Below are 13,005 nucleotides of genomic sequence, written 5' to 3' on the forward strand. Positions count from 1 at the left end.
GAGGTGATGAGACCTGCCCGTATCCGGGACATATAGTTAGGCACCGTGACCCTAACTGTCCTCTTCGGCCGCTTGCACATAGACCTGTGCAGGCTCGTCGCCGGGTTGTGTCGGGCCAACTGCTCGCGATCGTGACCTTCACGCGGCCATGTCATGGCCGCACCGTTCGCGCCCCAGACTCCATCTCAGCGGTCGCCGAGAACACGCGACAAACGTCACTCTCCTCCGCCGAGTGGAACGCGAAAGCCTACGCGTGACCCCGAGGATCTAGCATGGAAAAAAGAATGTGCCATCAGCAACGGCGCCCTGTCGCGTCGAGGAGGACTGAGCTGTGACCAAGCAGGTTCAGCAACTCGACCGCGTGATCATCCGGTTCGCCGGTGACTCCGGTGACGGCATGCAGCTGACCGGTGATCGCTTCACGGCGGGAACCGCGGAGTTCGGCAACGACCTGTCGACCCTCCCCAACTTCCCCGCCGAGATCCGCGCCCCCGCAGGAACGCTGCCGGGCGTGTCGAGCTTCCAGCTTCACTTCGCCGACCACGACATCCTGACCCCCGGCGACGCGCCCAACGTCCTGGTCGCGATGAACCCCGCCGCGTTGAAGGCCAACCTCGGCGACCTGCCGCGTGGCGCCGACATCATCGTCAACACCGACGAGTTCACCAAGCGCAACCTGCAGAAGGTCGGTTACGACGGCAGCCCCGTCGACGACGACTCCCTCGCCGAGTGGCGGGTCCACCCGGTGCCGCTGACCTCGCTGACGGTCAAGGCGCTCGAAGGCTTCTCGCTGTCCAAGAAGGACGCCGAGCGGTCCAAGAACATGTTCGCTCTCGGGCTCCTGAGCTGGCTCTACCACCGGCCGACCGAGGCGACGATCAAGTTCCTCGAGAACAAGTTCGCCAAGAAGCCCGACATCGCCAAGGCCAACATCGCGGCCTTCCAGGCGGGCTGGAACTACGGGGAGACCACCGAGTCCTTCTCGGTCTCCTACGAGGTCAAGCCGGCCAAGCTGGCCCCGGGCGTGTACCGCAACATCTCCGGCAACCAGGCCCTCGCCTACGGCCTGATCGCCGCCTCGGTGCAGTCGAGACTGCCGCTGTTCCTCGGGTCCTACCCGATCACCCCGGCGAGCGACATCCTGCACGAGCTGTCCAGGCACAAGAGGTTCGGCATCCGCACCTTCCAGGCCGAGGACGAGATCGCGGGCGTCGGCGCGGCGCTCGGAGCCGCCTTCGGCGGAGCGCTGGGCGTCACGACGACCTCGGGCCCGGGTGTGGCGCTGAAGGCCGAGACCGTCGGCCTGGCCGTGACCACCGAGCTGCCGCTGATCGTGGTGGACGTGCAGCGCGCGGGCCCCAGCACCGGAATGCCCACCAAGACCGAGCAGACCGACCTCCTCATGGCCATGTTCGGCCGCAACGGTGAGTCCCCGCTGCCGATCGTGGCGCCGTCCACGCCGTCCGACTGCTTCGACGCGGCGCTGGAGGCGGCCAGGATCGCGGTGAAGTACCGCACGCCGGTCATGCTGCTCTCCGACGGTTACCTGGCCAACGGCTCCGAGCCGTGGAAGCTGCCCAGCGCGGCCGAACTGCCGGACATCTCCACCGAGTTCGCCTCCGGGCCGAACCACGAGGACGGCGTGACCTTCCTGCCGTTCAAGCGCGACACCGAGACCCTCGCCCGCCCCTGGGCGATTCCCGGCACCGCGGGCCTGGAGCACCGGATCGGCGGCATCGAGAAGGCCGAGAACACCGGGAACATCTCCTACGACGGCGAGAACCACGACCGGATGGTCCGGATGCGCCAGGCCAAGATCGACGGGATCGCCGACGACATCCCGGCGCTGGAGGTGGACGACCCCGACGGCGACGCCCGCGTGCTGGTGCTCGGCTGGGGTTCCACCTACGGCCCGATCGCGGCGGCCGCGCGGCGGGTCAGGAAGTCCGGCGGCAAGGTCGCCCAGGCTCACCTGCGGCACCTCAACCCGCTGCCCGCCAACGTCGGAGAGGTCCTGCGCTCCTACGACAAGGTGCTCCTTCCGGAGATCAACCTCGGCCAGCTCGCGCTGCTGCTCCGCGCCCGCTTCCTGGTCGACATCATCAGCTACAACCGTGTGCGCGGGCTTCCGTTCAAGGCCGAAGAACTCGCCGGCGTGATTCAGGACGTGATCGACAGTGAGTAGTGCTGACCTGTCCGCTCCCCACGAGGCCGTCACCAACGGCAGGGGGCTGTCTCTGATCCCGAAGTCCGAGGTCAAACTCGGTATGAAGGACTTCAAGACCGACCAGGAGGTCCGCTGGTGCCCGGGGTGCGGGGACTACGCGATCCTGTCCGCGGTCCAGTCCTTCGTCCCCGAGCTCGGCCTCAAGCGCGAGAACATGGTGTTCGTCTCGGGCATCGGCTGCTCCTCCCGGTTCCCGTACTACATGAACACCTACGGGTTCCACTCGATCCACGGCCGCGCCCCGGCGATCGCGACCGGCCTGGCCGCCTCGCGCCCGGACCTGTCGGTCTGGGTGATCACCGGTGACGGCGACGCGCTGTCCATCGGCGGCAACCACCTGATCCACGCGCTGCGCCGCAACGTCAACCTGAACATCCTGCTGTTCAACAACAGGATCTACGGACTGACCAAGGGCCAGTACTCCCCGACCTCGGAGATCGGCAAGATCACGAAGTCCACTCCGATGGGCTCGCTGGACAAGCCGTTCAACCCGATCTCACTGGCCATCGGCGCCGAGGCCTCCTTCGTGGCCCGGACCCTCGACTCCGACCGCAAGCACCTGCAGTCGGTGCTGCGCGAGGCCGTCGAGCACAAGGGCACCTCCCTGGTCGAGATCTACCAGAACTGCAACATCTTCAACGACAACGCCTTCGAGCCGTTGAAGGACCCCGCGCAGCGTGACGACATCACACTGCGCCTGGAGCACGGCATGCCGATCGCCTCCGCCTCCAAGGCGGTACGGCGTGCGGCCGACGGCGGCATCGAGGTCGTCCCGAGGTCGTCGGTGAGCGAGGACGAGATCCTCGTTCACGACGCCCACCGCGCCGACCCGTCGCTGGCCTTCGCGCTGTCCCGGCTGGACGAGCCCGCCTTCGACCACGTCCCGATCGGCGTCTTCCGCAGTGTGGACCGCCCGTCCTACGACGAGCTGATGGCGGAGCAGCTCGCGGAGGCCGTCGACGAGCGCGGCAGGGGCGACCTGGACGACCTGCTGCTCTCCGGCGACACCTGGCGCATCGACTAGGAACGGCAAGCCTTCACCCGGCCTCTTCGGTCCCCGGACCGGAGAGGCCGGATCCGTTCGGGCCCCGACGCCCGCCGGCGGCATCCCGCTCAAGACGCGGATCACCCCGATCGGCGCGTTCCGCCGCAACGAGCACTCCACCGACGAACCATCCACCGGCCATGGTGCGCGCGGGAACGTCCCGGCGGGTCCGCCAGGTGGGGCTCACCCCTTGACGGCGGGCTTCCCCGAGCCGTTCATGTCCTTGACTATCGAGAACACCTCGGTGGACGGACCGCTCTCGACGACCGGGAGCTCCTCGTCGCCGCGGACGAGCTCGGGCTTCCCGACCGGCTGCGACGTGATCACCGCTCCCCTGGGGGGCGGGAACGGCACCTCGGTCTGCTGCGGGATGACCACCACTCCGACGAGAGGCGCTCCCACCCGCTCCATCTGCTGGGCGCCGTCCCTGATCTGGTCGTAGCGCGTGTCGTGCGCCTCGGCGGTCAGCACCACGATGTCGGCGATCTCGGCCAGGGCCTGCGTGTCGGCACCGAACGCGGTCGACGGCGCGTCGATGACGATGAACCTGGCACGGTTGCGCAGGGAGTTCACCAGGCGGCTCATCCGGGCGCCCTGCAGCATCTCCGAGACCAGCTCGGTCCGCTGCCCCGCGGGGATCACCCGGAGCCGGGGGATCACCGGGGAGCTGACCTCCACCTCGTCCAGGGTGCTGTCCTGGAGCAACAGCTCGGCCAGCCCGCTGCCCTGTACGCCTAGCAGCCCGGTGCTCACCCGGGACTCCAGGTCCGCGCTGACGAGGAGCACGTTGGACTCGATCCGGGTCAGCGTGGCGGCGATGTTGGCCGCGACGATGTTGCCCCCCTTGCCGGGCGAGGCACTGGACACGACGATCACGTGACTGCTCGGTCCGGAGCCGAGGATCGCGGTGAGCGAGTGGCAGAGCTCGTGGAAGCGCTGCCCGACCCGGCTGCGGGCCGCCAGCAGGCCCAGGGCGTTGTGACGGCGGCCCGGCGGGACGTCCAGCAGGATCCTCATCTTGAGCACGCGGGCCACGTCGTGACCGCTGCGCACGCGCTTGTCGGAACGGTCTATCAGCAGGGCCGTCATGACGCCCAGCATCAGGCCCACGATGAGACCGCCGGGGAGAAAGGTCACCGGGCTCGGACTGGCGGGGCCCTCAGGGAGCGACGCCTCCATGATGATCTCGCCGGAGGCGACGTTCAACGCCTCGATCTTCGCGTCGGCCAGACTCCTGCCCAGCACCTCGAACTGGCCCATGATGATCTCCCGCTCCGCCAGGCTGGACGCGGGGACCTTCTTGAGCTGCTGCTCCAGCTCCTCCAGCTGGCTCTGCAGGTTGCTGACCTGGCCGTTGGAGCGCTGCAACCCCTTCTCGCGGCGGCTGTCGAGGTAGGCGACGGCGAACGCGTGGGCGCCCTGCTGCGCCTGCAGCGCGCTGGACCCCTCGAAGTCGATCTGCAGGATGGCGGACTCGCCGCTGGTCGTGACCGTGACGTTCTCGGTGAGGTCGACGGGGGACTCGGAGGACTTGAGGAGTTGCCCGGCCCGCCTCGCCACCTCGACGGAGCGCACTCGCTGCGCCTCGGTGTCGATGCTGACGCGCATCGCCGTCCGGTCCAGGTCGGCCGAATTGGTTACCAGCACGACGGCCTGAGACACGTAGGACTGAGGAAGGACAACGACGGCCATGGCGGCCGCGGCCAGTCCCGCGGCTGCCGCCGCGACGACAATCCACCAACGCCGCCGGAGAATGCCCGCATAATCGGCTACTTCAAGCGATTCCCTGCTGGACATGGGGTCCGTCACCATGGGCACGTTTCCTCTCCTACTGCCCCGGCTGCCGGACAAAGGCGCCGTGTTACATAAGATACCTGCCCTTGACCCGTAGCCTACCGTTGAATTTAGTTAGAGTCGTGGCATTACCTCCGCATAGGGGGGCGATGGCATTGCCATGGGTCTATGGAAAATCGACCCCTTGTGGAGACTCCGTGAGGTTTATCCGCGTGACAGGCATCGCCTCGTGCGCCGTCCTTGTCGCTTTCACCGCCATCTCCCCCGCACACGCCGACTACTCCCAGCAGGCACGACCGAGCTGGGAGCCCAACGGATCGGTCTACGCCATCCAGCGGGCCGGAGACCGGGTCGTCATCGGCGGCGCCTTCACCTCCCTGTTCAACCGGCGCACCGGTGAGACGGTGAGCGCGAACCGCCTGGCCGCGTTCGACGCCGCGAGCGGTGACCTGCTCCGCGGCTGGAACCCCGCGGCGAACAACACGGTCGAGGACCTCGCCGTCTCCTCCGACGAAGCGACCCTCTACGTCGGCGGCCGGTTCACCTCCGTCGACGGGCAGACCCGCACCAGGCTCGCGGCCGTCGAGGTCGGCGACGGCGACCTCGTCCCGGGCTGGACCCCGACCGCCAACAGCACGGTCCGGGCGCTTTCCGTGATCGGGGACAGGCTCTACCTCGGCGGCGACTTCACGAACGTCTCCGGGAGCGGGCGCGCCCGGCTCGCGGCGCTGAACGCCTCCTCGGGCGCGCTGGTGAACGGCTGGAACCCCGGCGCCGACACGACCGTCGACGTGCTGGAACCCGGCTCCGGAGGAACCAGCCTGCTCGTCGGAGGCCTGTTCCGGCAGCTGGGCGGCCAGAGCCGTGACTACCTCGGCTCGGTGGACCCGTCCACGGGCGCCGTGACGACGTGGCGGCCGCCGGCGGTCTGCATCAACAGCAACCCGTGCCGGGTATGGGACCTCGGCGTCATGGACGGCGGGGTCTACGCGGCCGTCGGCGGGCCCGGCGGCCGCCTGGCCGCCTACAACGCGAGCTCCGGTGCCCTCCGCTGGCAGATCTACTCCGACGGCGACGTCGAGTCGATCGGCGTCCGCGACGGCAAGGTCTACGCCGGCGGTCACTTCGCCCCCTCCTTCGGGACGGTGGAGCGATGGGGCCTCGCCGCGGTCGACGCGGCCGGCGGAACCATCGACGCTTTCTTCGCCCCCCGCCTCAACGTGACGCTCTCGACGTACGCCGTGGACGCCGGACCCGACCAGCTACGGGTCGGCGGGCAGTTCCAGCAGGTGAACGGCCAGCCGAAGGCGCGCTACGCCGAGTTCCCGCTGCTCTCGTCCCCCACCGCCGTCGTCTCCTCGGGGTCCGCCTGGCGCTACTCGGACACGGGCGCCGACCCCGGCGCCGGATGGCAGACGGACGGGTTCGACGACACCTCCTGGCCGAGCGGAGCCGCGCAGCTCGGATTCGGTGACGGCGACGAGGCCACCACGATGGCCTCCGGCCGGATCGCCTACCACCTCCGGCACACCTTCACCGTGACGGACGCGAGCCGGCTGACCCAGGCCGCACTGGATCTGGTCCGCGACGACGGGGCCGTGGTCTACCTCAACGGTGTGGAGATCCTGCGCTCCAACATGCCCGCGGGAACGGTGACCGCCCAGACATTCGCCTCCGGCACCGTCGGCGACGCCGACGAGTCGGCGTGGTACTCCACCCCTGTCAATCCCGGACTGCTGCGCACCGGGCAGAACGTCCTGGCCGTCGAGGTCCACCAGGCCGCCGCGAACTCCTCGGACGTCTCGTTCGATGCCAGGCTCACCGTGAGGTAGGCATCGGGCTCACCGCGAGACGGAAGCGGCGCCGGTGCGTCTGGCCCGCCGGATCCGGCCGACGTTCAGGGCGATCAGAACCACCGTCACCAGGCCGGATCCGACGGCGATGGCGATCATCACGAGGTCTCTGGAGCTGTCGCCGGTCTCGGCGCCGGTGAACTCCTCAAGCACCTGCGGCGGCGTCTCGGTGTCGGCCGCCTCGGGCAGCGGCACGCGCCAGAGCGGCTGCTTGGGGCCTTCGGAGTTCGCCAGCAAGGCGTGGCCGTCAGGGGTGAAGGCGATCCCCTCGCCCTGGCGCTGCGCGGGAAGGTTGACCTCGATCGGCTTGTCCCTGAAGGCACCCGCCACGTCGCCGTTCTTGACCCGCCAGATGTAGGCCTTCTCCCCGTTGCGGACCGCGATCCGGTCGCCGGTGGGGGAGAAGGCCGCACTGGACGCCTTCAGGACGGGGACGTGCGCGACCACCCGGCGCAGCACGTTCACCTGACCCTGCACCAGGGGCGCCGGCGCGGCCCAGAGAGCGGCTCGCTGTTCCGGCTTCTCCGTCTTGTCCAGCGTGAAGATCCGGCCCGTGCCGGGCTGCACGAGCAGCGACTCGCTGTTGCGGGCCGCCCTGTCGGAGTATCGGATCGAATAGGAGACCACCCCGGAGGCCGCCTGCGTGCCCGTGGCGCCGGCAGCGGGTTCGTCCATGCGGACGATGCCGAACGTCGTCCGCGGAGGAAGCCCCTTGTCCTTCCGGATGAAGTGGGCGTCGCCCATGTCCGAGACGTAGACGTATCCCTTGCCGTTCTTGCCCCGGAAAGTGGCGATGTCCTCCCAGTCTTCGTTGGAGCCGGCCGGGAGGGTGAGCGTGAGATCCGTCTCGCCTCGTTCGTTGATGACGTATACCTCGGTGCGTCCTCGCGCGTCTCCACTCGTGTAATACCGCTTTCCGTCGCCGGACAGGCTGAGCCCACTCGCCTCGAGGATGCGCGGGTCGGTGACCGTGAGCACGGAGGTGGGGAACTGTGGATCGTCAAGGGCGAGCGCGGGCGTCGCCGTCCCGCCGATCATGACTGCGACGACGAAGATCGCCGCTGGACTACGTACAGCCACCGGTAGTTACCTCATCCCAGTTGTCCAGCCATCGCCTGAAAAGTAGGCTCCAGCCGAGCCGACATGTCGAGTGGATCACCCACAGACCGGCGGCACGGAACGCCAAGTGTAGGCCAGCGGATACGAAAGGGGCTGACCACTTGAACCCGTCAGCGGACGACGGCTCAACACCTCCGACAGTGAGCGTCGTCATCGCGACCCGCGATCGCATCGCTCTGCTGCGACGCGCCGTCGCCGCCGCGCTCGACCAGGATTATCCGGGCACCATCGAGGTCGTGGTCGTGTTCGACCGGTCCGAGCCGGAGGACCTGGGGATCGAGGAACGCCCGGGCCGAAGGCTGCGCACGACGCGCAATGTCAACACCCCCGGCCTGGCCGGAGCCCGCAACTCCGGCATCGCGCTCACCACCGGTGAATATGTGGCATTCTGCGACGACGACGACGAGTGGCTCCCCGGGAAGATCCCCGCCCAGATCGAGCTGATCTCCCGGCATCCGGACGCCGTCGCCGCCGGATGCGGCGTCGAGGTGCGATCCGACGGCCACAGCGTGACCAGGCTCAGCCCCTACCCGGTTGTCACGTTCCAGCACCTGCTGCGCGACCGGGTGATGGAGCTCCACCCCTCGACCCTCATCGTCCGGCGCGACGTGCTGGTGGACCGGGTCGGGCCGGTCGACGAGCACCTTCCCGGAAGCTACGCCGAGGACTACGACCTTCTCCTCCGCATCGCGAAGATCGGCACGATCCCCTGCGTCCCGGCGGCCCTCACCGCCATCAACTGGGGTTCGTCCTTCTTCGCCGACCGCTACGTCATGATCACCGAAGCGCTCTCCTATCTGCTGGACAAGCACCCGGAGTTCGACGGGGAGCCCGCGGGCAAGGCCCGCATCGAGGGCCAGATCGCGTTCTTCCACGCCGCCGCCGGGCAGCACGCCCAGGCGCGGCGGTGGGCCGTGCGGACGCTACGCCGCAACTGGCGGGAGCGTCGCGGCTACCTCGCGCTGGGCATGGGCATGCGGGTGATCGACGCCAAACGAACGATCAGGTTCCTCAACGCGCGCGGACGCGGCGTCTGATCCTCACATGACCGCCATCCGCTCCCCCCTCCTGACCGCCGGCTATCTCGGGTCACAGGTGACCCAGCTGACACGCCCGCTGCCGCTGTGGCCGCTGCACGTGCTCTTCACCGCGTTCCCTCTGCTCTGGGTGCTCGGCGTCGGCGCGTTCGCCGCGCCGATCGCGGCGGCGCCGATGGCGATGGTCATGTGGCGCAACACCCAGCGGGTGCAGATCCCCCGCGGTTTCCTGATCTGGGTGCTGTTCCTGGTCTTCCTGTTCGCCTCGGCCACCCAGCTCGACACCGCCCCCAGGATGGTGGGGTTCGCCTTCCGGCTGATGAACTACCTGGGCGCGACGATCGTCTTCCTGTACGTCTACAACTGCTCGATGCGCACGCTCCCGGCCCGGCGCGCGGCGGGCCTTGTGACGATCTTCTGGCTCTGGGTCGTCATCGGCGGCTTCCTCGGCGTGTTCTTTCCGGGGGGCTCGCTCAGCACGCCCTTCGAGCAGATCCTGCCCGGGGCCATCTCCACCAACGAGTTCGTGGGCGACCTCGTCCATCCCAAATTCGCCGAGATCCAAGAACCGTGGGGCTCCCCGACGGTCTTCGAACGGCCGAGCGCGCCGTTCGCGTACACCAACGCGTGGGGCAGCCACTACGCGCTTCTCCTGCCGTTCGTGCTGCTCTATGCCCTTACCGCGGCCAAAAAGTGGCACCGCCCGGTGATCGCGCTGATCGCGCTCGCCTCGCTCGTCCCCGCCTTCGCCACCCTCAACCGGGGCATGTTCCTGGCCATCGGCTTCGGCCTGCTGTACGCCGCGCTCCGCTTCGCCCTCCGGGGGCATGTGCGCTGGCTCGTCGCCGTCTGCACCCTGATGATGGTCGGGCTGGGCGCGGCCTACCTGTCGGGGCTGAGCGAGGTCATCAGCACCCGCACGGAGTACAGCACCACGAACACCGGCAGGGCCGCCATCTACCAGGAGGCGTTCCTGCGCACCCTGAACTCGCCGATCCTCGGCTTCGGCGGCCCTCGCCCCTCCCTCAGCCTGGGCATCTCGGTGGGCACTCAGGGCCACTTCTGGAACGTGATGTTCTCCTTCGGATTTCCCGCCCTGGCTCTGTTCTGTCTGTGGTTGTGGAGTCTGGCCTGGCGCACCCGCTGGGCGCCCTCCAGCATGATGTGGCTTCACGTCGTGCCGGTGATGGCCCTTTTCATGGTCTTCTACTACGGACTCGACGGGACGCAGCTCGTGCTCATCTTCATGGCCGCCGCCCTGGGGCTGCGGCCTCCCGACGCGCCCGAGGTCCGCCCGGTCGCACCGGAGCCGTGGCTCACCGGTGCGCGCCCGAGACAGGCGGTGACCGGCGATGAGTGAGCGAACGGACGGCAAGGCGTCCGGTGCCGACCTGTCCGAGGCGGCGCGGGGCGGGGCGATCGGACTCGTCGGATCGATCGTGTCGGCGGCCGCGGGCTTCGCCCTCACCATCGTCGTGGCCCGGCTGCTCGGTCCGGTTCAGGCCGGCGTGTTCTTCACCGCGGTGGCACTGTTCATGATCCTTTCCGAGGCCACCGAGCTCGGCGCCGACACCGCGCTCGTGCGTACCGCGGCGCGATTACGAGCCCTGGGGCGCGTGGGGGAGCTCCGGCGCGTCCTGTTCTTCGCGCTGGTCCCCGTCGTGGTCGTCAGCGTCGCGGTCGCGGCCGCCCTGTACTTCGCGGCCCCGTGGCTCGCCCGGCTCCTGGCCGATCCCGCGCAGCACGCCGACGCCGTCCTGATGCTGCACATCATCGCGCCGTTCCTCGCCGTCTCGGCGGCGCGCTCGGTCGCCCTGGCGGGGACTCGCGGCCTGGGCGACGTGGCCACGTTCACCGTCATCAACAACATCTTCATGCCCGGGGCCCGCCCGGTGCTCGCGCTGGCCTTCGCCGCGCTGGGCTACGGAGCGGGCGCGGTGATGTTCGCCTGGTCGCTGCCCGTCGGGCTGGCCATGGTCGTCGCCGCCTTCGCGCTGTGGCGTCTCGTACGGCGGGCGGAGGCCGCACCGGGGCCGCTGACCCCGTACGCCCCGGACGAGCCGTCGGCCGTCCGCGAGTTCTGGGTGTTCTCCGGGCCGAGGGGCGTCGCGGCGGTGATCGAGATCCTCATCGTCTGGCTCGGCGTCCTCCTGGTGAGCGCCATGGCCTCCAGCCACGACGCGGGGATCTACGCCACCGCCAGCCGGTTCATCACCACCGGGACGCTGGTCGTCGCCGCCGCCCGGATCGCCGTCGCGCCGCAGCTCGCGGCCATGCTCGCCCGCCGGGAACACCGGGAGGTCGAGCACCTGCACGCGGTGACGACAGGGTGGATCGTGGCCGGCTCGTGGCCGCTGTATCTCGCACTGGCCGTCTACGGGCCGTTCGTGCTCACCATGTTCGGCGAGGACTTCCGTGCCGGCTCGCTCCCCCTGGCGATCCTGGCCGTGGCGATGCTGCTGGTGATGGCGGCGGGCAACGTGCAGACCGTGCTCCTGATGGGCGGGAAGAGTTCGTGGAGCCTGCTCAACAAGGTGGTCGCGCTGATCGCCACGGTGGTCCTGACCTTTCTGCTCGTCCCCCCGTTCGGCATCGTCGGAGCCGCGGTCGCCTGGGGGGCGACGATGCTCATCGACACGGTGCTGGCCGCCGTACAGGTCCGGTACAGGCTGGGGCTGGGGCTGGGTCTGCGGACCATAGCCTGGCCCGCGATCTGGGCGGTGGTCTGGTTCGGGCTGGTGGGGGTCGCGATCCGCTGGGCGCTCGGCGCGACGGCGCTCTCCTTCGCCGCGTACCTGCTGGTGGCGGGGGCCGGATACGGCTACGTCCTGTGGCGCCGGCGGGCCCACCTGCACGCGGACGTGTTGCTCGACGCGGTCCGACGGCGGCGCGGCCGGCCCGGCACGGCCGAAACGGCACCTGACGAAACGACAGAGAAGAGCACGACGTGAGCATCACCACCCGGATCAAGGACCGTTCTCCTCGCTGGGTCAAGGACATCGTCAACGCCACCACCCGGGCGTACGGCGTGCGTACGGCGGGGGCGCGGCACCTGCCCGACTTCCTGGTGATCGGCACGAAGCGCGGCGGGACGACCTCGCTCTGGAACTACCTGATCCAGCATCCGATGATCATGCCGATGTTCCCGGAGTCGCGGGGTCTGAAGAGCCCGTACTTCTTCGACATCAACTACGGCAAGGGCATCGACTGGTACCGATCCCATTTCGCCACCGAACAGCAGCTCGACGCCATGGCGCGGCAGCTCGGCACCCGGCCGCTCACCGGGGAGGCCTGCCCCTACTACATGTACTGCCCGCCGGTGGCCGAGCGGGTCCGGTCTCTGATCCCCGGTGTCAAGCTCGTCGTGACGCTGCGCGACCCGGTCAAGCGGGCCTACTCCCACTACTGGGAACGGGTGGGTGACGGGGTGGAACCCCTCACCTTCGAGGAGGCTCTCGCGGCCGAGCCCGAACGGCTCGCGGGCGAACGTGAGCGCATGGCCGCCGACCCCTCCTACTACAGCCGCGCCCATGACTACTACACCTATCGCGACCGCGGAATCTATCTCCCGCAGATAAAGCGATGGATGGAGATCTTCCCTTCGGAGAACATCCTCATCATGCCGGCAGAGGATCTTTACAAAAGCCCTCAGTTGGCATTTGACAGGGTAGTGGAATTCCTCGGTCTCCCTCCTTCGCAGCTTCTCGTGGCCGAGCGCCACAACTATCTTCCCGCTCCACAGATGAACCCCCTGACCAGGGAAGAGCTCACCGAGTTCTATCGTCCACACAATCGTGACCTATTCGATTCCATGGGCGTCGATTTCGGTTGGGAATGTTAATTCAGATGTCCTTCAACGGTCATTGACCACAGTAACTCACTACGCTATCTTTGCCCCCACACCATAGGGTGAGGCGCTTTAATCGGTGA

9 protein-coding genes are annotated in these 13,005 nt (G+C 68.6%); 7 read left to right on the plus strand and 2 right to left on the minus strand.

Annotated elements, in window-relative coordinates:
• Nucleotides 1-331 precede the first annotated feature (331 nt).
• Entirely contained in the window at nt 332-2,185 is a 1,854-nt protein-coding gene (locus J2853_RS31270) for a 2-oxoacid:acceptor oxidoreductase subunit alpha (protein ID WP_307564235.1), read from the plus strand.
• Nucleotides 2,178-3,251: a 2-oxoacid:ferredoxin oxidoreductase subunit beta gene (locus tag J2853_RS31275; protein WP_307564237.1), complete on the plus strand. Its 1,074-nt coding sequence runs from the start codon at nt 2,178-2,180 to the stop codon at nt 3,249-3,251. Before J2853_RS31270 ends, J2853_RS31275 begins: the two co-directional genes overlap by 8 nt.
• A gap of 204 nt (nt 3,252-3,455) precedes the next feature.
• On the opposite strand, the gene J2853_RS31280 is transcribed toward J2853_RS31275, so the two are convergent.
• Complete coding sequence (locus J2853_RS31280; RefSeq protein ID WP_307568890.1) at nt 3,456-5,084, minus strand: polysaccharide biosynthesis tyrosine autokinase; 1,629 nt, start codon at nt 5,082-5,084, stop codon at nt 3,456-3,458.
• A gap of 194 nt (nt 5,085-5,278) precedes the next feature.
• Between J2853_RS31280 and J2853_RS31285 the strand changes: the two genes are divergently transcribed.
• A complete protein-coding gene (locus J2853_RS31285) occupies nt 5,279-6,898 on the plus strand; it encodes an outer membrane protein assembly factor BamB family protein (RefSeq protein ID WP_307564239.1) in 1,620 nt (539 codons plus the stop codon).
• Nucleotides 6,899-6,907: 9 nt separating this feature from the next.
• Here the strand turns inward: J2853_RS31285 and J2853_RS31290 are convergent, their stop codons facing one another.
• Nucleotides 6,908-7,999: a hypothetical protein gene (locus tag J2853_RS31290; protein WP_307564240.1), complete on the minus strand. Its 1,092-nt coding sequence runs from the start codon at nt 7,997-7,999 to the stop codon at nt 6,908-6,910.
• 179 nt (nt 8,000-8,178) lie between these two features.
• Here J2853_RS31290 and J2853_RS31295 point away from each other — a divergent pair, with 179 nt between their 5' ends.
• The 4 genes from J2853_RS31295 to J2853_RS31310 are packed head-to-tail and all read left to right on the plus strand — an operon-like array spanning nt 8,179 to nt 12,916.
• A complete protein-coding gene (locus tag J2853_RS31295) occupies nt 8,179-9,075 on the plus strand; it encodes a glycosyltransferase family 2 protein (RefSeq protein WP_307564241.1) in 897 nt (298 codons plus the stop codon).
• 7 nt (nt 9,076-9,082) lie between these two features.
• Nucleotides 9,083-10,435, plus strand: coding sequence for an O-antigen ligase family protein (locus tag J2853_RS31300; RefSeq protein WP_307564243.1), 1,353 nt, complete (start codon nt 9,083-9,085; stop codon nt 10,433-10,435).
• Entirely contained in the window at nt 10,428-12,026 is a 1,599-nt protein-coding gene (locus tag J2853_RS31305) for an oligosaccharide flippase family protein (protein ID WP_307564245.1), read from the plus strand. The genes J2853_RS31300 and J2853_RS31305 overlap by 8 nt, the downstream gene beginning before the upstream one ends.
• Entirely contained in the window at nt 12,023-12,916 is an 894-nt protein-coding gene (locus J2853_RS31310) for a sulfotransferase domain-containing protein (RefSeq protein WP_307564247.1), read from the plus strand. The genes J2853_RS31305 and J2853_RS31310 overlap by 4 nt, the downstream gene beginning before the upstream one ends.
• The last annotated feature ends 89 nt before the right edge of the window (nt 12,917-13,005 follow it).

The sequence above is a fragment of the Streptosporangium lutulentum genome (assembly GCF_030811455.1).
GTDB classification, from domain to species: Bacteria; Actinomycetota; Actinomycetes; order Streptosporangiales; family Streptosporangiaceae; genus Streptosporangium; species Streptosporangium lutulentum.